This is a genomic window from Bacteroides sp. B1-V-101, assembly GCF_023656585.1.
In the GTDB taxonomy this organism is placed as follows: Bacteria; Bacteroidota; Bacteroidia; order Bacteroidales; family Bacteroidaceae; genus Bacteroides; species Bacteroides thetaiotaomicron.
The window spans coordinates 1-19,952 of sequence record NZ_JAMOKH010000016.1 but is presented as its reverse complement, the minus strand read 5'-3'; the positions used below and the strand labels follow the sequence as shown (position 1 = coordinate 19,952).

Genomic DNA, 19,952 nt, shown 5'->3' with positions numbered 1-19,952 from the left:
TATGAAGAGATTTTATCTGGCTATAGCAATGATATTCGTTGGCGTGTCGGTTCTTTGGAGCCAGCATGCCAATGTCGTTTGGGATACTCCCAGCCGGAATTCCTCCGAATCGATGCCATGCGGCGGGGGAGATATCGGCATGAATGTATGGGTAGAAGAGGGGGATATACTGTTTTATCTGAGCAGAAGCGGTACGTTCGATGAAAACAACTGTCAGTTGAAGCAGGGACGTTTTCGTCTCCGGTTATCTCCCAATCCTTTTGAAGACGCAAAGGATTTCCGGCAGGAATTAAAGCTGATCGACGGTTATGTTGAAATCTCCGCCGAAGGGACACAAGTACAACTCTGGGCAGATGTCTTTCATCCGGTAGTACACATCGAAGTGGTTAATGACCGGTCTTTGCAGGCGGAAATCTTTTATGAAAACTGGAGATACCAGGATCGGCTGATCAGAAAAGGAGAGGGGCAGCAATGTTCCTATAAGTGGGCTCCTCCAAAAGGAACGATGACGCATGCCGACTTCATTTCATTGGAGAATTCATCCGAAAAGGATAGTAAACGCCTTTTGTTTTATCATCGTAATGCGGAAGAGACAGTGTTTGACGTGGCAGTTGCCCAGCAAGGGATGAATGAAGTGAAGTCGCAGATGATGAATCCTCTTAAAAATCTGACTTTCGGAGGGTATCTGTCAGGAGAGAATTTGGAATATATAGGCACTTCAGACAGTGTATATGCCGGAACTGATTACCGCGCCTGGGGATTTCGTTCTCTGAAAGCTTCTAAAAAGCATCATTTCTCAGTTGTGTTACACACAGAACAGACGGAAACCGTCACCCAATGGGAGCAAGGTCTGAAAACAGCCTGGCAACGAATTGCCCCACAAGGAAAGATATCGTCTAAAGTGGTATCACAGGATAAAAAACAAACCCGCCTATGGTGGAATGCTTTCTGGCAACGGAGTTTTATCGAAACGATTGGTGAAACCGAAAACAAGGAGAACAGCAAAGTAGAAAAAGAAACCGGAAATAAAGAAAAGAGCGACGCGAAAGATGCATTGAAAGAAATCACCCGAAACTACACTCTTTTCCGCTATATGCTGGGCTGCAATGCTTACGGCAGTGTCCCCACCAAATTCAACGGTGGTTTATTCACCTTCGATCCCTGCCACATAGACGAGAAGCAGGCATTCACTCCTGACTACCGAAAGTGGGGAGGAGGAACGATGACTGCACAGAATCAGCGTCTTGTCTACTGGCCGATGCTGAAAAGCGGTGACTTCGACATGATGCCTTCCCAATTCAATTTCTATAACCGGATGTTGAAGAATGCGGAACTCCGCAGCCATGTATATTGGCAACACGAGGGAGCCTGCTTCTGTGAGCAGATAGAAAACTTCGGCTTACCCAATCCCGCAGAATATGGTTTCAAACGTCCGGCTTGGTTTGACAAAGGACTGGAATACAATGCGTGGCTGGAATATGAATGGGATACTATTCTTGAATTTTGCCAGATGATTCTGGAAACGAAGAATTATGCCGGTGCCGACATAACTCCGTATTTGCCTTTGATTGAAAGTTCGCTGACCTTTTTCGACGAACATTATCGACTACTCGCTTCCCGTCGGGGACGCAAAGCACTGGATGGTGACGGACACCTGATACTGTTCCCCGGCTCTGCCTGCGAAACTTACAAGATGACCAACAACGCCAGCAGCACCATCGCCGCACTGCGAACTGTATTGGAGACTTACATCAAAGTTTGCAACAATGAAAAGTGGCAAAAGATGCTGGAAACAATTCCTCCGGTTCCATTACGCTATATCGAAGTCAAGGATTCTCTTAATCTTCAGGCTTCTACCATGACTCCGGCATGGAAACAAACGATTTCTCCCGCCAAAAGCTGGGAACGAATCAACAATATAGAGACACCACAACTCTACCCGGTTTTTCCCTGGCGCATCTACGGAGTAGGCAAGGAAAATCTGGAAATAGCTCGTGATACGTATTTCTATGATCCCGACGCACTCAAATTCCGCTCCCATACCGGATGGAAGCAAGACAACATCTGGGCAGCCTGTCTGGGGCTGACCGAAGAAGCCAAAAGCCTTTCTCTGGCAAAGCTATCAGATGGTCCCCACCGTTTTCCTGCCTTCTGGGGACCGGGATATGACTGGACACCCGACCACAACTGGGGAGGTAGCGGCATGATAGGACTTCAGGAGATGCTCTTACAAACGAATGGAACACAAATACTTCTGTTCCCCGCCTGGCCCAAAGAATGGAACGTCCATTTCAAACTCCATGCTCCGGGCAATACGACGGTAGAAGCAACTTTAAAAGATGGAAAAGTAACAATCCTAAAGGTGTCACCGGAAAGCAGAAAGAAAGACATTGTTATAATGATAGAAAAATAAAAAAAAGAATACATAAATAAAAAGCACTATGAATAAAAGACCGTTTTTAATCTTATCCCTATTTCTACTGCTATTCTCCTTCGATGGGCAGGCAGCAGATACTTATCGTCCCGAAATATCGGTTGCCGGATTTATTCCGCTTCCCGATTGCGGGCGACAAGTATATAACTTCAATCCGGGATGGCGATTCTTCAAAGGCGATATCCGGGGGGCGGAAGCTGTAAATTTTGACGATCGTTCTTGGGAGGTCGTTTCTACTCCTCACACAGTGGAACTGATGCCCGCCGAAGGCAGTGGTTGCCGCAATTATCAGGGTCCTGCGTGGTATCGCAAGCATTTTGTAGTTCCCACTGCAACGAAAGGACAGCGTGTACTCCTTCATTTTGAAGCGGCAATGGGAAAGCAAGTACTTTACCTGAACGGCAAACGTGTCCAGGAACATCTTGGAGGTTATCTGCCTTTCACACTGGACTTGACGGCAAACGGCGTACAAGCCGGAGACTCCTGCCTCCTTGCCGTCTATACCGACAACAGCAACGATAAATCATACCCTCCCGGAAAGCCCCAATACACACTGGATTTTGCTTATCATGGAGGTATCTATCGTGATGTATGGATGATTGCCAAATCTCCGGTTGCCATTACCGATGCCATCGACTCCCGCACAGTTGGCGGTGGCGGCGTATTCGTTCACTTTGACAAGATCAGCGAAAAGAGCGCACAAGTATATGTAGAAACGGAGATTCAGAACGATAATACCCGTTCGGAATCCGTCACTATAGAAACGACCCTTACAGATGCCGAAGGCAACGTTATCAAACGTACGTCCGGCAAACTTTCTCTGAACTCCGGAGAAAAGAAATCAATCCGTCAGCAGATGGAAGTGAGGAATCCGAAACTCTGGTCACCGGATGCTCCTTATCTATATAGAGTACAATCCCGCATAAAGAAAGGAAACCGTTCCATTGACGGAGGAACGACCCGTATCGGTATCCGCCTAGCGGAATTTCGTGGCAAGGAGGGTTTCTGGCTGAATGGAAAACCTTTCGGACAATTAGTCGGAGCCAATCGTCATCAGGACTTCGCATACGTAGGCAATGCTCTTCCCAATTCACAGCAATGGCGTGATGCAAAGCGTCTGCGTGATGCAGGATGTACCATCATCCGTGTAGCGCATTACCCGCAGGACCCATCCTTTATGGATGCCTGTGACGAACTCGGCTTGTTTGTCATCGTCGCTACTCCTGGCTGGCAATACTGGAACAAAGACCCGAAATTCGGAGAACTGGTTCATCAGAATACCCGTGAGATGATTCGTCGTGACCGCAATCATCCTTCTGTGCTGATGTGGGAGCCCATTCTGAATGAGACTCGCTATCCGCTCGACTTTGCACTGAAGGCACTTGAAATTACGAAGGAAGAATATCCGTATCCGGGACGTCCGATAGCCGCTGCCGATGTGCATTCTGCCGGTGTAAAGGAACATTACGATGTAGTCTACGGCTGGCCGGGTGATGACGAAAAGGAGGACAAACCGGAACAATGCATCTTCACCCGTGAATTCGGAGAAAACGTAGATGACTGGTATGCCCACAACAACAATAACCGTGCAAGCCGCAGTTGGGGTGAACGTCCGCTGCTGATACAGGCACTTTCTCTGGCTAAAAGTTATGATGAGATGTACCGCACTACCGGTCAGTTTATCGGTGGCACACAGTGGCATCCATTCGATCACCAGCGTGGTTATCACCCCGATCCATACTGGGGAGGCATTTATGACGCTTTCCGTCAGAAAAAGTATGCGTATGAAATGTTCCGCAGCCAATCTCCGGCAAGCCTCCAACATCCGTTGGCAGAATGCGGACCGATGATATTCCTTGCTCATGAAATGTCACAATTCTCCGATAAGGATGTAGTAGTATTCAGTAACTGTGACTCCATCCGCCTTTCTATCTACGATGGAACAAAAACATGGACCAAACCTGTGGTACATGCCAAAGGGCATATGCCGAACGCACCTGTCATCTTCGAAAATGTATGGGATTTCTGGGAAGCGCGCGGATACAGTTATACTCAAAAGAACTGGCAGAAAGTAAATATGGTTGCCGAAGGTATTATCGACGGGAAAGTAGTATGTACCCAAAAGAAAATGCCTTCCCGCCGGTCTACCAAACTTCGCTTGTATGCAGATACTCAAAAAGTAAACTTGGTAGCGGACGGTTCGGATTTTATAGTAGTAGTTGCCGAAGTGACGGACGATAGCGGAAACGTTCGTCGTCTGGCAAAGGAAAATATCGTATTCACGGTAGAAGGGGAAGGAGAAATCATTGGTGACGCAAGGATCGGTGCCAACCCTCGTGCCGTAGAATTCGGTTCGGCTCCTCTGCTGATCCGTTCCACACGAAAAGCCGGGAAGATTAAAGTGAAAGCTCATGTACAATTTGAAGGGACTCAGGCTCCGACTGCCGCTGAAATGGAATTTGAAAGTGTTCCTGCGGAGCTTCCTTTCTGTTATGATGAGAAGTACTGTATTAGTCAGGACACACCCTCATTAACTGTAAAAGCTACTTTATCCGAGAATGCAACCGACGGCAAAGTGCAACTGACAGAAGAAGAACGACAACGGGTGTTGGATGAAGTGGAACGGCAACAAACTGAATTTGGAATAGAAAAGTGAGCTTGGTCGAAACTGAATGACAGATCAATATGCTTCATTCTTTCAGACCTGAGTTATATCGAACATAGGCTATTAGCAAAAATGAATAAGCTAATAGCTAATCTGGTTTTGCTAATAGCTAATTCAGTTTTGCTAATAGCTAATTTTTGGCTTGCTGACACCTTAATTTCGGGACTTCAAAATCCAGTAAAGTCTAAAAGTCCATATTAGGTTTTTCAAAAATGCATAAATGAAGAAAATAAGTTCTCACGGAAAGGGAATAATGGTGATATATATATACATAAACCTTAAACAGGCTCTGTTTTTATATCCTATCATGAAATATTTCCCGAACATAGTGGGAACCGGTAGCAAGAATCGTGTTTCTAAAAAAGCAAATAGGCGTTACAAAGCTTATAGATGTGTTTTTATAGGTTTATTTACCCCTTTTGTTCTTTTTGAAAAACCTAATACTGGATTTTTAGACTTTACTGGAATTTGAGAATGAAAAATGAGGTAGTTTAGATCGAAATACAGCATTTAATGTAAGTACTTAAATATGACATTCGCTTTTGTTGAATCTTTGCTTCGGATCATTGCTTTGGGGCTGTTTCCAGTTCAGCTTTAGCACTGAAATTCTCGCGAAATTTCAATGAATATCTTCGATGATAAAAAAGATAAGTTATAAAATTCAGTTTCTTTTTTAAAGATAAAATAGTATCTTTGATGCAAGATTCATTTCCACTAATATAATATACAATGAAGAAACACTTCTTTTTTATATTTATGTTTCTCTTGATGACGAGAATCTGTGCTTTTGCCTACCCTAACATGATTGTTGAACATTATACGGCCGAACGAGGCTTACCCAATAATATCGTCAATTGTACACTGAAAGGGCAGGACGGATTTGTATGGTTCGGCACCTGGTACGGACTATGCAGTTTCGACGGTACCAAATTCCGTTCCTATGATAATCATGATGGATTTTACTCCGCAGATATTCCTCCCCGTAAGATTCAGCGTATTGTAGAAGACAGGAACGGATACCTTTGGATCAAGACTATCGACCGCAAACTCTATCTGTTTGATAAGAAACATGAAAGTTTCCACGCAGTGTATGACGATGTAAAAGAGTACTCTGAAAATATTCAGATTATCAAGATACAGACGACAGATGACGGAGACGTACTGCTGCTGACCAAAGATAAAAGCCTGCTGCGTGCAAATACAGACCAGAACGGTAAAATCACCATGAAGCAGTTGCACGATTCGCGTCCCAATGTCAACGTCTACGACTTACGCCTCAAGCATAATGTGTTTTGCGAAACTGCCGAGTTTATCAATTGGATCGGTATGGACTATCAGATTCTTTCATTAAGAAAAGGAGAGGCTCTGAAAGATAAGCCTGTCGACTTTATTCAAAAGAAAGTTTCTGCCGATCCGGACCAGTTCACTTGTGCTTCCTACAGTTCCAAATTCTTATGGCTGGGAGATAAGAACGGACATATTTATAGCGTCGATCCGCAAAATGGAGTAGTCAACCGCTACGAAATACCAGAAATTGATCAACCGATTTCCAATATACTGGTCACTGAATCAGGATTAATGTATATCACCACCGTTGATGGTGCGTATGAATATAACATCGGCTACAAACAACTGACCAAACTACCGTTCTCCATCGCAGGGAAAAAAGTAGGAATGATATTCAATGACAAGTATGACAAAATTTGGTTTCAGGAAGGTAATGAGGCATTGACGTACTATGATCCTCTGAACAAAAGCAATCATCGCTTTCCTTTCCCCAAACAAAATGCCATCGGTAACTTTGAAAAGCAGGATGCCGGTGAACAGGGTATGTTTTTCCTCACCCCCGGTGGAGAAATTCTGCTCTTCGACAGGGAGAAACTGGAAATGACCCGTATCAATCAACTGAAACCTTTTTCCGACGACCTTCCCGATCAGCTCTTCTTTCATCTGCTGCTGGATAAAGACGGTATTCTTTGGCTGGCATCTACAGGCAGCGGAGTATACAAAGTCAACTTTCCAAAGAAGCAATTTCAACTGCTGACAGAAGTTTCTCCTGTCCCTGTAGACACAGAAAGAGCGACCTCTTGGAATCAGGGGATACGTGCACTGTATCAGGCTAAGAATGGAGACATCTGGGTCGGTACCCGTTGGCAGGCACTTTATCGTCTGGATAGCAACGGACAGATAAAGCAGGTTTTTACGGATCAGAATTATCTGATAGGCGCCGTATATCATATCATGGAAGATAAAGAAGGAAACTTGTGGTTTTCCACTAAGGGAAACGGACTTGTCAAAGCCGAACCGGATATGAACTCACCACATGGTCTGCGTTTTACCCGCTATAAGAATGATCCCAAGAATCCGAATTCTATCAGTAACAATGATGTGTATTTCACTTATCAGGATAGTCAGGAGCGTATCTGGGTCGGTCTGCTAGGCGGAGGGCTGAACTTGATTTCCGAAGAAAACGGGACACTTGTATTCAAGCATAAATACAACGGACTGAAACAATATCCCGCTTATGGTCTGTATATGGAAGTCCGTACAATGACAGAAGATGAAGACGGGCGTATCTGGGTAGGTACGATGGATGGTCTGATGTCTTTTGACGGACATTTTACGACTCCCGAACAGATTCAGTTTGAGACGTACCGACAGATCAGCGATCGTTCCAATGTGGCAGACAATGACATTTATGTACTATATAAAGACAGTGATTCGCAAATTTGGGTGAGTGTATTCGGCGGAGGTCTGAATAAGCTGGTCCGCTATGACAAAGAAAAACGTGAACCGATATTCAAGTCATATGGCATACGTGAAGGAATGAATAACGATGTGGTCAAGTCCATCGTGGAAGATAAAAACGGAAATTTGTGGTTTACTACCGAAATTGGTCTGTCCTGCTTTAATAAGGCGACAGAGCAGTTCCGTAACTACGACAAATACGATGGTTTCCTGAATGTTGAACTGGAAGAAGGCAGTGCGTTGCGTGCATTGAACGGAGACTTATGGCTTGGTTCGCGACAGGGGATTCTGACATTCTCTCCTGATAAACTGGAGACACAACATACCAACTATGACACCCGTATCGTAGACTTTAAAGTATCCAATCGTAATCTGCGAAGTTTGAACGACTGTCCGATTCAGGAGTCTATCACATACACCGATGCACTTCAATTGAAGTATAATCAGTCTATGTTCACAATCGAATTTGCCGCATTAAATTTCTACAATCAGAATCGCGTATCTTATCGTTACATACTCGAAGGGTATGAGAAAGAATGGCACTATAACGGCAAAAACCGTATTGCTTCTTATACCAATGTTCCTCCCGGAGACTACGTATTCCGTGTAGAAACGATGGATGAAGCCAATCCGGAACTTGTATCCACATGCACATTGGCTGTCACCATTCTCCCGCCGTGGTGGCTGAGTTGGTGGGCAACTCTTATCTATGTAATCCTTGGCATCGCGGCCCTCTATTTCGGTCTGCGCCTGGCCTTCTTCATGATTAAGATGAAGAACGACATTTATATCGAGCAGAAAGTCTCGGAAATGAAAATCAAGTTCTTCACCAATATTTCTCATGAGCTTCGTACTCCTCTGACACTGATAAAAGGGCCGATACAAGAACTGAAGGAGCGGGAAGAACTGTCTCCGAAAGGACTGCAATACGTGGACCTGATGGAAAAGAATACGAACCAAATGTTACAACTGGTCAATCAGATTCTTGATTTCCGAAAGATTCAGAATGGCAAGATGCGTCTGCACGTATCATTGATTGATTTCAATGAAATGATAGCTTCCTTCCAAAAAGAATTCCGTGTACTTTCGGAGGAAAATGAAATCAGTTTCACATTCCAACTGCCGGACGAACCGATTATGGTATGGGCAGATAAGGACAAACTGAGTATTGTTATCCGCAACGTCATATCGAACGCGTTCAAATTTACTCCTTCTGGTGGAAGTATTTATGTAACTACCGGATTGACAGATGATGGAAAATCCTGCTATGTACGGGTAGAAGACAACGGTGTCGGCATTCCGCAAAATAAGCTGAGTGAAATTTTCGAGCGTTTCTCACAAGGAGAGAATGCGAATAATCCACATTATCAGGGTACGGGCATCGGTCTGGCACTTTCCAAAGAAATAGTAAACCTGCATCACGGTATCATCCGTGCCGAAAGTCCGGAAGGGCAGGGGGCCGTGTTTATTGTAGAGCTATTGCTGGACAAGGACCATTATCGTCCGTCGGAAGTAGACTTCTATGTCAGTGATACGGAAACTGCTCCCGCCGCTACAGACAAGAAGATGGTTATCGATTCAGAAAAGGAACCGGAGGAGGAACTGGAAATTGATGCTTCATTACCGACTCTTCTGCTGGTAGAGGATAATAAAGACCTGTGCCAGCTGATAAAACTGCAATTGGAAGATAAATTCAATATCCATATAGCCAATAACGGCGTAGAAGGACTGAAGAAAGTGCATCTGTATCATCCGGACATCGTAGTGACCGATCAGATGATGCCGGAAATGGACGGACTGGAAATGCTGCAATCTATCCGGAAGGATTTTCAGATCAGCCATATCCCTGTCATTATTCTGACAGCCAAGAACGATGAAGGTGCCAAGACCAAAGCGATCACTCTGGGTGCGAACGCATATATAACCAAGCCATTCAGCAAAGAGTATCTGTTGGCACGGATCGATCAGTTGCTCGGCGAACGGAAACTGTTCCGCGAACGTATCCGCCAGCAAATGGAGAACCAGACGACAACGGAAGAAGACAGCTACGAACAATATCTGGTGAAGAAAGATGTGCAGTTCCTTGAAAAGATACACCAAGTGATCGAGGAAAACATGGACGACAGTGATTTCAATATTGATACGATCGCTTCCGGCATCGGACTGAGCCGTTCGGCATTCTTCAAAAAGCTGAAAAGCCTTACCGGACTGGCACCTGTCGACCTGGTAAAGGAGATTCGCCTGAATAAATCGATCGAACTGATTAAAAATACGGATTTGAGTGTTTCGGAAGTGGCGTTTGCTGTCGGATTCAAAGATTCGGGCTACTATAGCAAGTGTTTCCGCAAAAAATATAATCAGACTCCCCGTGAATATATGAATGAATGGCGGAAAGGATAGAAAGACCGATTACAAAATACTTTCTTAATCGTCTTTTTTAAAAACCTATTAAGATTCGGAAGAATGAACAAGATTAAGAAAGTATTATCAGCATGGATGTTGGTTGCCTGTGTACTACCTGTGACAGCCCAATATCCGGTGATCCCCGACTCGGTAAAAGAAAGAGGAGCAAAACAAGAAGCAGAGTTCGAACAGAAATCAAATGCGGCATGGGAAAAAGCCTTGCCAACAGTTTTGGAAGAAGCAAGGTTAGGAAGACCTTACAAACCTTGGGCCTCCAAACCGGAGGATTTGATAAAAAGTAATATTCCGGCCTTCCCCGGTGCGGAAGGTGGTGGTATGTACACTCCCGGCGGTCGTGGAGGCAAAGTGATTGTGGTAACTTCCCTGGAAGATTCCGGTCCCGGCACATTCCGCGAAGCCTGTGAAACCGGTGGTGCACGTGTTATCGTATTTAATGTGTCAGGTATTATTCGCCTGAAAAGCCCGATCAGTGTACGTGCCCCTTATGTAACGATTGCCGGACAGACAGCACCGGGAGACGGTATCTGCGTGACCGGTCATTCTTTCCTGATCGATACACATGATGTAGTGATTCGTCATATGCGTTTCCGTCGGGGGGCACAGGATGTTGCTTTCCGTGATGATGCAGTAGGAGGAAATGCAGTCGGCAATATTATAATAGACCACTGTTCGGCAAGCTGGGGACTGGATGAAAATATGTCTATCTATCGCCACGTCTACAACAGGGATGAAACCGGGCACGGACTGAAGTTACCTACTGTAAACATTACCATTCAGAATTCGATGTTCTCGGAAGCATTGGATACTTATAATCATGCGTTTGGCGCCACTATCGGAGGACATAATAGTATGTTCTGCCGTAATCTTTTCGCTTCCAATATCAGTCGTAACAGTTCGGTGGGTATGGACGGAGACTTTAACTTCGTAAACAATGTGGTCTTCAACTGGTGGAACCGTTCTGTCGACGGAGGAGATAACAAGAGTTTTTATAATATAATCAATAACTATTTTAAGCCCGGTCCTATCACCCCGCTGGATAAGCCTATCTCTTATCGTATATTGAAACCGGAAGCCGGACGCGATAAAAGCAAACCGATGTCCTTCGGAAAAGCTTATGTAAACGGTAACATCGTTCACGGAAATGCTAAAGTGACAAAAGATAACTGGGATGGCGGAGTTCAGCTTGCCAGTGAAGTGGATGAAGGAAAGTTCTTACCGCAAATCAGAGTGGACGAAGCATTCAAAATGTCGCCCGTGACGATTATGGATACCAAAAAAGCTTATAACTTTGTATTGGATAATGTAGGTGCTACTCTCCCGAAACGGGATGCGGTAGACGCACGCGTCATCAAGACTGTACAGACAGGAAAAGCGATTTATGCGAAAGACGCTCCGGAATTTGTCTCTCCTTATGTGAAAAGACGCTTGCCGGCAGACTCCTACAAACAAGGTATCATCACCGATATCCGTCAGGTGGGCGGACTTCCTGAGTACAAAGGAGAAGCATATCTTGATTCGGATGGTGACGGTATGCCGGACGCATGGGAAATAGCCAACGGACTGAATCCGAACGATCCGACTGATGCAAAGGAGGACTGTAATGGAGATGGCTATACCAATATCGAGAAATATATCAATGGGCTGGATACAAAGAAGAAAATAGACTGGACAGATCTGAAGAACAACTACGATACCTTATCCAAACGGAAAAGTCTGTTTTAATCGTATGATTTGCTTATGGTCAAATGATCTTTCAGGATTGAATAATTAGAAAACAACGTTTATTGTAATGAATATACAATTAAGAACTATCCTTTTAGGATTATTGAGCATAGGGTTTGCGCAGGGATATGCGCAAACCTTTGCTTTACAGGTTAAGGATGACCGGATCACTTACTTGAATGACGAACAGGGAAACCGGATTCTTGATTTCTCGTACTGTGGCTACAAGAGCTCCGAACAGGATATTCCTTCTGTCCGCAATGCCGTGTTTGTACCTTGGACAGCAGGAGATAATACATCACGTATTCAACGCGCCATTGACTATGTCGCCTCATTAGTACCTGATGCTTCCGGTTTCAGGGGAGCCGTGTTATTGGATCAGGGAGAATTTTCTTTATCCGGAAGCCTTCGTATAAATGCCTCCGGCATCGTACTGCGCGGAGTGGATAAAGAGAAAACGATACTTCTAAAAAAAGGAGTGGACAGAGGTGCCCTGATCTATATGGAAGGGACAGACGATATGAAGGTGCAGGATACATTGCAGGTACTCTCGAAGTATGTTCCGGTAAATGCGAGGACATTGGAAGTTGTTTCAGGTACTTCGTTGAGAAAGGGAGATCGGGTGCTGGTAAACCGTCCGTCCGGCAAAGAATGGATTGCTTCGTTAGGATGTGATATCTTTGGAGGAGGAATCAGTGCACTGGGCTGGAAAGAAGGAGATATGGATCTCACCTGGGATAGAACCGTGACAGAAGTAAACGGTAATCAGATAACGCTGGACGCTCCGCTGACAGTGGCGTTGGATGCTAAATACGGTACTTCTTCCGTGATTACTTATCAGTGGAACGGGCGCATCCGGGAGTGCGGAGTAGAAAACATGACTCTGATTTCCGACTATGACAAACGGTACCCTAAAGATGAAGATCATTGCTGGACAGGTATTTCGATCGAAGATGCGGAAGATTGCTGGGTACGCAGGGTGAACTTTAAGCACTTTGCAGGAAGTGCAATCCTTGTTCAGCGTACCGGTTCCCAAATCACGGTTGAGGACTGTATCTCACGGGAACCTGTTTCTGAAATCGGAGGAATGCGCCGCTGTACTTTCTATACCTTAGGACAACAGACACTTTTCCAGCGCTGCTATTCGGAACAGGGTATTCATGACTTTGCAGCCGGATATTGTGCTGCCGGACCGAATGCTTTCGTACAATGTGATTCGTATGAGTCTTTAGGTTTCAGCGGATCTATTGACGCATGGGCGTGCGGCTTATTGTTTGACGTGGTTAATATAGACGGGCATAATCTGAGTTTCAAGAATCTGGGACAGGACAAGAACGGAGCGGGATGGAATACGGCAAATAGTCTGTTCTGGCAATGTACCGCTGCCGAAATAGACTGTTATGCTCCGGCAAAGGATGCCATGAACCGTGCGTACGGATGCTGGGCACAATTCTCCGGTGACGGCGAATGGGCACAATCAAACAATCATGTGCAGCCCCGAAGCATTTTCTATGCTCAATTAGAAGATCGTTTGCAGAAAAAATGTGCAGAACGTGCCCGTATCCTGCCAAGGAATACAAGTGCCACCAGCAGTCCGACCGTTGAAGTTGCTATGGAACTGGCCAAAGAGGCTTACAATCCCCGCCTGACATTGGAACACTGGATTGAACAAGGAGCCTTTGCTCCTTCAATAGCTATGTCCGGAGTAAAATCAATCGATGATATTAAAGAAAAGAAGATAACTCCGAACAAGACATCGGCACAACCGGAAGTAACTATTGCAAACGGACGTATCCAGATGAACAGTACTTTGTTGGTAGGAAGTAGCCATACCACCCCTTGGTGGAATGGAAAACTTAAAACCAACTTTCTGAAAAAAGCAAGCCCTGCCATCACCCGCTTTGTTCCCGGACGTGAAGGATTGGGACTGACAGATCGCATCGATTCCGTAATCGGCTATATGAAACAAAAGAACATATTGGTATTTGACCAAAACTACGGACTTTGGTATGATCGCCGCCGGGATGATCATGAACGAGTGCGCCGTCGTGACGGAGATGTATGGGGGCCTTTCTACGAACAACCTTTCGGACGTAGCGGTCAGGGTACTGCCTGGGAAGGACTGAGCAAATATGATCTGAATCGCCCTAATGCATGGTATTGGTCACGATTGAAAGAGTTTGCCGAAAAAGGAAATAAAGACGGACTATTGCTATTCCATGAGAACTATTTCCAGCACAATATCCTGGAAGCAGGTGCGCACTGGGTAGATTGTCCGTGGAGAAGCACCAACAATATCAACCAGACCGGATTTCCGGAACCTGCTCCGTTTGCAGGAGACAAACGAATCTTTGTTGCAGATATGTTTTATGACATCACTCATCCGGTTCGCCGTGAGTTACACAGACAATACATCCGCCAGTGTCTGAACAACTTTGCAGATAACCCGAATGTCATTCAGCTGACAAGTGCCGAATTTACAGGTCCACTACATTTTGTACAGTTTTGGCTGGACGTGATTGCCGAATGGGAAACTGAAACCGGAAAGAAGGCCAAAGTAGCATTAAGTACCACAAAAGATGTACAGGACGCCATCCTTGCCGATCCGAAGCGTGCAGCTGTGGTGGATATTATTGATATCCGCTACTGGCACTATAAAACTGATGGAGTCTTTGCACCGGAAGGAGGGAAGAATATGGCTCCCCGCCAACACATGCGTAAGATGAAAGTCGGAAAGGTTACTTTCACCGAAGCCTACAAGGCTGTCCACGAATATCGTCAGAAGTTCCCGGAGAAAGCCGTAACCTTCTACGCACAGAATTATCCGGCTATGGGATGGGCTGTATTCATGGCCGGCGGTTCATGTCCTGTAATTCCGTGCACAGATAAAGCATTCCTGAAGGATGCAGCGGCTATGGAAGTGGAAGAAACCGATACCGACAACTATAAGAAAATGGTAAAATCTGATATCGGCAGTATCATTTATTCCAAGTCCGGAACAGAAATTCCTGTTCAATTATCGTCCGGAAAGTATATCTTAAAGTACATACATCCCGGTTCAGGGATGATGAGTGTTATAGATAAATCATTGAAAATTAATGGGGTATACAAATTAAAGGTACCGGATAAAAAAGAAGGTATTTATTGGTTCCATAAACTCTGAAACAAAAAATCCCGCTGATGACTGATCAGCGGGATTTTTCCATTTTATAGGTAATTTCTAACAAAAGAGTGTTATAAAACATGATACTTATTTTTTCAACCTACAAACCAGATTTTACCGGTGGTTGAGGTCAGTTCTGCTTAGCTTTGCAACATCAAATCAATCGAATTAATGCTATGATGGAACAGACTAATAATTCAACCGACACTTTACTCGCTTCTTTTCAAGCGGGAAATATGGCAGCTTTTTCGCAGCTATATGATTTGCACATCAACATTCTTTTTAATTACGGATTGAAGTTGACCATTGATAAAGAGTTACTGAAAGATTGCATCCACGATATTTTCGTTAAGCTCTACACTAAAAAGGATGAATTAGGAACTATTGATAATTTGAAGTCTTATTTGTTCATCTCATTAAAGAACAAACTCTGCGATGAACTCCGCAAACGTATGTATATGTCTGATACAGCCATAGAAGATGTAAATGCAGTAGCTCCCACAGATGTAGAAGATGACTATATGGAAGAAGAGCAACGCAAAAATGAGTTCTCGCTGGTGAAGCGTCTACTGGACCAGCTTTCTCCCCGGCAGCGTGAAGCACTAACATTATATTATATAGAAGAAAAGAAGTACGAGGATATCTGTGAGATTATGAACATGAACTATCAGTCTGTACGCAACCTGATGCACCGTGGATTGACAAAATTGCGTAGTCTGGCAAGTTAATTTTAGTAAAAAGGATATTTAGTTGAGTACATACACAGAGTAACAGCGTCCTATCTATGTAAATGCTTAAAAAGGATGCGATATGTGCTCTAAGGTAAAGGATTTTTTGACGGATGATGATTTCATCAATTATGCACTGGGTGTAACTCCGGAAGCAGCTTCCCAATGGGAAACTTATTTCAGAGAGCACCCGGAACAGATAGCAGATGCAGAAGAAGCTAAGGCCGTATTATTGGCTCCGGCAGATGTTGCCTGCGACTTTTCACTGGTTGAGAACCAAGATTTAAAGGATAGAATTGTTAGTAGTATAAAAGATTTTTCGAACATTTTGTAGTTAGATTAGATAGAAGTTAGGTTAGTTAAGGTTAGTAAAAAGATTGATGCAGTCTTTCACAGACACTTGAATGATCAAGTACTGTGAGAGACTGCGTTTTATATATCTACAATTTGTTTTCTTCCTGAATATCGAATGCTTTGCAGAAACTGACGATAAGTACGATACAACCTCCCAATATACCTGTAATCATGTAAGCAATACGAATATCAAATGCCTGTGTAATAGCGCCTATTAGCAAAGGAGCGATCAGCGAACCAATAAAACTGATACTCGACAGGATAGTGAGCGCAATGCTGACGGGCGTCTTTGACTTGGCCCCTACAAAGCTATATAAAGTAGGTACGATACATGAGATACCTAGTCCGACCAGCATAAAGCCTAAGGAATTGATGATCACTTTCATTCCCAGTGAGTCAAACGCATTGCCCAACAATGCGGAAATGAAGAAGCCGATACAAATAAGGCTGCCTGCCAGTTGCAGTACTTTTTTCTTTCCCCAAAGCTGGTATGCATAATTCGTCAGGAATCGTCCCGTAGCCATCATAACCATAAATACAAGGAAGCCGATTTGCAATGATTTAGGCACATGGACAACCGATTCAAAATAAACAGCACTCCAGTCGAACATAGCACTCTCTACGATGAGCGCGAATAATCCGACTAAACCTAATTGTAAAAGGAGTATTTCCGGCTTTTGAAATAACAGACGGAATCCATTCGGAGCTTTATCAGCCGCTTTGTCTGTTGTCTCAAAGCCCGGCTTCGGATGTTCGCATATAGGAAGCGTTGTTTCTTGCAGATATTTTCGTCCTGCCAATACTATGATAAGGATAATAGCGGCTATTAGCATATAATGCCAAACAGGAGAGGTGCCCGTCAGAATCATCACGAAGCCGATAAGTGCTCCGGTACAGGCTCCCAAGCTCCATCCTCCATGAAAAGTTGCCATGATTGTCTTACCATACAAACGCTCCACTTCGATCCCTTGCGTATTGAACGATATATCGCACAAGTTCCAGAACACTCCGAAACAAAAAAGCAGGAATCCCAGCAAATAGACTTCATGAGCCAATCCGACACAAAGTAAGGACATGGCATATCCCAAAATGCTGACTTGTACCATTGTGCGACTCCCTAATTTAGATACAAGATAACCCGCCAAAGGAATTGCTACAAACTTGCCGACCGGTATCATAAATAAAATCAGCCCCCAATAAAATGCATAATTGGCTGCAAATACATCTTTGAAATCCGGAATACGGCTTGCCCAGCTTGCCATACAGAGTCCTTGGGCAAAGAAGAAAGTCAGGATGGCAAAACGTATTTTCTCTTTCGGATATGTAAATTGGTTGTTCATGAGTCATTCTTTTTATGGAGGCAAAGGTATTTATTTTTTGTGTTTTACCTTTCCTGCTATTACTCTTTTTTGTACTTTTGCAGCCGATTTAAAAATATCACATACATGAAGACAAGCGAATCTTTATTATCTATAGGTAAATTCATAGCCGAATATTCAGCCCATCTAATGGGAGCGGGGGTACATACCTCCCGTGTTGTACGCAATTCCAAACGTATCGGAGAAGCTTTTGGCTTAGATGTCAAACTGGGCGTATTTCATAAAAATATCATTCTTACTATCATCGATAAGGAGACAAGCGAAGCCTGCAACGAGGTTATAGATATTCCTGCACATCCCATCAGCTTTGAGCATAACTCCGAACTAAGCGCTTTGAGTTGGGAAGCAGTAGACAAACAGTTATCGTTGGAAGAACTGAAAGAGAAATACAAAAAGATAGTTTCTGCTCCGATGATACATCCTCTGTTCGTTTTGATATTGGTAGGCTTTGCCAATGCGTCATTCTGCAAACTGTTTGGCGGCGACTTAATCTCAATGGGAATCGTTTTCTCCGCCACTATTACAGGTTTATACCTGAAACAGCAGATGCAAAAGAAGAAAATGAATCATTATATTATATTCATTGTTTCGGCCTTCGTCGCGTCCCTCTGTGCTTCTACCGCCTTGATTTTCGACACAACTTCCGAAATCGCACTGGCAACCAGCGTCCTATATCTTGTACCCGGTGTTCCTTTGATTAATGGAGTGATTGATGTTGTCGAAGGATACGTTTTGACAGGATTTGCCCGTTTGACAGAAGCCTCTTTGCTGATTGTCAGCATTGCCATCGGCCTTTCCTTTACATTATTAATGGTAAAAAACAGTTTAATTTGATATGGTAGCACTTGATATTCTTTCTGATGGTTTCTTTGCAGCGATAGCAGGTATCGGATTTGGCGCAATTTCCGATCCTCCGTTGCGTGCATTTAAAATGATTGCAATATTGGCGGCATTGGGACATGCGTGCCGTTTCTGTCTGATGACTTACTTGGGTGTAGATATTGCTACGGCTTCTTTATTCGGTGGATTAGTAATCGGGTTCGGCAGTTTATGGCTCGGAAAACGGGTATATTGCCCGATGACAGTGCTGTATATTCCTGCGTTGCTCCCGATGATTCCGGGAAAATTTGCGTACAACATGGTATTCTCTCTTATTATGTGCTTGCAAACAGCAAATAAACCGGAACTGCATGATAAGTATATAAAGATGCAGGAGATGTTCTTCTCCAACACTTTGGTGGCAAGTACAGTAATTTTCATGCTTGCGGTCGGAGCTACATTCCCGATGTTCCTGTTCCCGCACAGAGCCTTTTCTTTAACAAGACATTAATTAAACTACTTTTATGGAGATTTTTTGGAGAACAATTGCGTATTATAATTCAGCCACTTGGCTTTTGCAGATTATTGTCATTCTGATCGGCATTGTGCTGACCGCATTGCTGATCAGCAAACCACGTCCGTGGGTGAAGATGGGAATGAAGATTTATATGATAGGTCTTTATTCGTGGATTTCCATTGTCTATTACTTTATCTACTGCGAAGAACGCAGCTATAACGGGGTGATGGCGATGTTCTGGGGAGTGATGGCTATTATCTGGATATGGGATGCGATCACCGGATATACGACTTTCGAACGTACACACAAATATGATCTGCTATCTTATGTGTTGCTGGCCATGCCTTTCATTTATCCTATGGTGTCGTTGGCACGCGGGCTATCTTTCCCGGAAATGACTTCTCCAGTGATGCCTTGTTCTGTAGTGGTATTTACCATCGGACTGCTGTTGCTGTTTGCACACAAGGTAAATATGTTTCTGGTATTGTTCCTTTGCCACTGGTCATTGATCGGATTATCCAAGACTTACTTCTTTCAGATTCCGGAAGACTTCCTTTTGGCAAGTGCGACTATTCCGGGACTTTATCTCTTCTTCAGAGAATACTTCCTGAATAATCTGCACGCAGATACCAAGCCCAAAGCTAAATATATCAACTGGTTATTAATAACAGTCTGCATCGGGCTGGCTATATTATTGACGACTACTATGTTTTTGGAATTAGTTCCGAAGAACTGATTGCCGTACTATTACACGCTATTAGTTTCACGCCTTGAAACGATTAGTTTCATTGCTTGAAACAAAAAGTTTCAACCGTTGAAACCAACAGTTTCAAGGCATGAAACTTTTTTTTATCTGATAGCATAAAATATTCGGAGTGTACTTCCCTAATAATGGTTGACTTGTTTATCTCTAATAGCTGCTATGTGTTGACTAGAAATATTACTAACCCTGGCAGCTGTTTACTTTATTATTTATTATTCCTGCCTCCGGTTTACTTA

At 43.9% G+C, this 19,952-nt stretch carries 12 protein-coding genes; 11 read left to right on the top strand and 1 reads right to left on the bottom strand.

The genetic code is table 11. The features are described 5' to 3' along the window. The first annotated feature begins 1 nt into the window (after position 1). The 8 genes from NBH01_RS13640 (at position 2) to NBH01_RS13605 (ending at position 16,218) form a co-directional block, all read left to right on the top strand. Positions 2-2,413 carry a DUF5703 domain-containing protein gene (locus tag NBH01_RS13640; protein ID WP_225694005.1) on the top strand — a complete coding sequence of 804 codons (2,412 nt, stop codon included), beginning with the start codon at positions 2-4 and terminating at the stop codon, positions 2,411-2,413. A 28-nt stretch (positions 2,414-2,441) separates the two neighbouring features. After that, positions 2,442-5,090, top strand: a complete 2,649-nt coding sequence (locus tag NBH01_RS13635; RefSeq protein WP_008765772.1) for a beta-galactosidase — start codon at positions 2,442-2,444, stop codon at positions 5,088-5,090. A 229-nt stretch (positions 5,091-5,319) separates the two neighbouring features. Next, positions 5,320-5,571, top strand: a complete 252-nt coding sequence (locus tag NBH01_RS13630) for a hypothetical protein (protein ID WP_008765771.1) — start codon at positions 5,320-5,322, stop codon at positions 5,569-5,571. Positions 5,572-5,828: 257 nt separating this feature from the next. Then, positions 5,829-10,247, top strand: coding sequence for a hybrid sensor histidine kinase/response regulator transcription factor (locus tag NBH01_RS13625; protein ID WP_373150812.1), 4,419 nt, complete (start codon positions 5,829-5,831; stop codon positions 10,245-10,247). Positions 10,248-10,310: 63 nt separating this feature from the next. After that, positions 10,311-11,993, top strand: a complete 1,683-nt coding sequence (locus tag NBH01_RS13620) for a polysaccharide lyase (RefSeq protein ID WP_225680088.1) — start codon at positions 10,311-10,313, stop codon at positions 11,991-11,993. Positions 11,994-12,060: 67 nt separating this feature from the next. Beyond that, positions 12,061-15,156 carry a DUF6298 domain-containing protein gene (locus tag NBH01_RS13615; RefSeq protein ID WP_225680091.1) on the top strand — a complete coding sequence of 1,032 codons (3,096 nt, stop codon included), beginning with the start codon at positions 12,061-12,063 and terminating at the stop codon, positions 15,154-15,156. 176 nt (positions 15,157-15,332) lie between these two features. Next, positions 15,333-15,884, top strand: coding sequence for an RNA polymerase sigma factor (locus NBH01_RS13610; RefSeq protein ID WP_008765767.1), 552 nt, complete (start codon positions 15,333-15,335; stop codon positions 15,882-15,884). Positions 15,885-15,966: 82 nt separating this feature from the next. Then, entirely contained in the window at positions 15,967-16,218 is a 252-nt protein-coding gene (locus NBH01_RS13605; protein ID WP_008765766.1) for a hypothetical protein, read from the top strand. Positions 16,219-16,324: 106 nt separating this feature from the next. Here the strand turns inward: NBH01_RS13605 and NBH01_RS13600 are convergent, their stop codons facing one another. Next, positions 16,325-17,578, bottom strand: coding sequence for an MFS transporter (locus NBH01_RS13600; protein ID WP_055298484.1), 1,254 nt, complete (start codon positions 17,576-17,578; stop codon positions 16,325-16,327). A 105-nt stretch (positions 17,579-17,683) separates the two neighbouring features. On the opposite strand from NBH01_RS13600, the gene NBH01_RS13595 reads away from it, so the two are divergent. Genes NBH01_RS13595 through NBH01_RS13585 form a run of 3 tightly spaced genes read left to right on the top strand, consistent with a single transcriptional unit; the run spans position 17,684 to position 19,689 of the window. Beyond that, a complete protein-coding gene (locus NBH01_RS13595; RefSeq protein WP_008765764.1) occupies positions 17,684-18,451 on the top strand; it encodes a threonine/serine exporter family protein in 768 nt (255 codons plus the stop codon). A 1-nt stretch (position 18,452) separates the two neighbouring features. Next, on the top strand, positions 18,453-18,947 hold the full coding sequence (locus NBH01_RS13590) for a threonine/serine exporter family protein (protein ID WP_008761611.1): 495 nt from the start codon (positions 18,453-18,455) through the stop codon (positions 18,945-18,947). A 13-nt stretch (positions 18,948-18,960) separates the two neighbouring features. Beyond that, positions 18,961-19,689, top strand: coding sequence for a DUF6064 family protein (locus tag NBH01_RS13585; protein WP_008761610.1), 729 nt, complete (start codon positions 18,961-18,963; stop codon positions 19,687-19,689). Positions 19,690-19,952: the final 263 nt, after the last annotated feature.

What these genes read in the sequence shown, in the direction of transcription:
- NBH01_RS13640 (WP_225694005.1), top strand. Translation starts at nt 2, where the DNA reads ATGAAGAGATTTTATCTGGCTATAGCAATGATATTCGTTGGCGTGTCG.
- NBH01_RS13635 (WP_008765772.1), top strand. Translation starts at nt 2,442, where the DNA reads ATGAATAAAAGACCGTTTTTAATCTTATCCCTATTTCTACTGCTATTC.
- NBH01_RS13630 (WP_008765771.1), top strand. Translation starts at nt 5,320, where the DNA reads ATGAAGAAAATAAGTTCTCACGGAAAGGGAATAATGGTGATATATATA.
- NBH01_RS13625 (WP_373150812.1), top strand. Translation starts at nt 5,829, where the DNA reads ATGAAGAAACACTTCTTTTTTATATTTATGTTTCTCTTGATGACGAGA.
- NBH01_RS13620 (WP_225680088.1), top strand. Translation starts at nt 10,311, where the DNA reads ATGAACAAGATTAAGAAAGTATTATCAGCATGGATGTTGGTTGCCTGT.
- NBH01_RS13615 (WP_225680091.1), top strand. Translation starts at nt 12,061, where the DNA reads ATGAATATACAATTAAGAACTATCCTTTTAGGATTATTGAGCATAGGG.
- NBH01_RS13610 (WP_008765767.1), top strand. Translation starts at nt 15,333, where the DNA reads ATGATGGAACAGACTAATAATTCAACCGACACTTTACTCGCTTCTTTT.
- NBH01_RS13605 (WP_008765766.1), top strand. Translation starts at nt 15,967, where the DNA reads ATGTGCTCTAAGGTAAAGGATTTTTTGACGGATGATGATTTCATCAAT.
- NBH01_RS13600 (WP_055298484.1), bottom strand. Translation starts at nt 17,578, where the DNA reads ATGAACAACCAATTTACATATCCGAAAGAGAAAATACGTTTTGCCATC.
- NBH01_RS13595 (WP_008765764.1), top strand. Translation starts at nt 17,684, where the DNA reads ATGAAGACAAGCGAATCTTTATTATCTATAGGTAAATTCATAGCCGAA.
- NBH01_RS13590 (WP_008761611.1), top strand. Translation starts at nt 18,453, where the DNA reads ATGGTAGCACTTGATATTCTTTCTGATGGTTTCTTTGCAGCGATAGCA.
- NBH01_RS13585 (WP_008761610.1), top strand. Translation starts at nt 18,961, where the DNA reads ATGGAGATTTTTTGGAGAACAATTGCGTATTATAATTCAGCCACTTGG.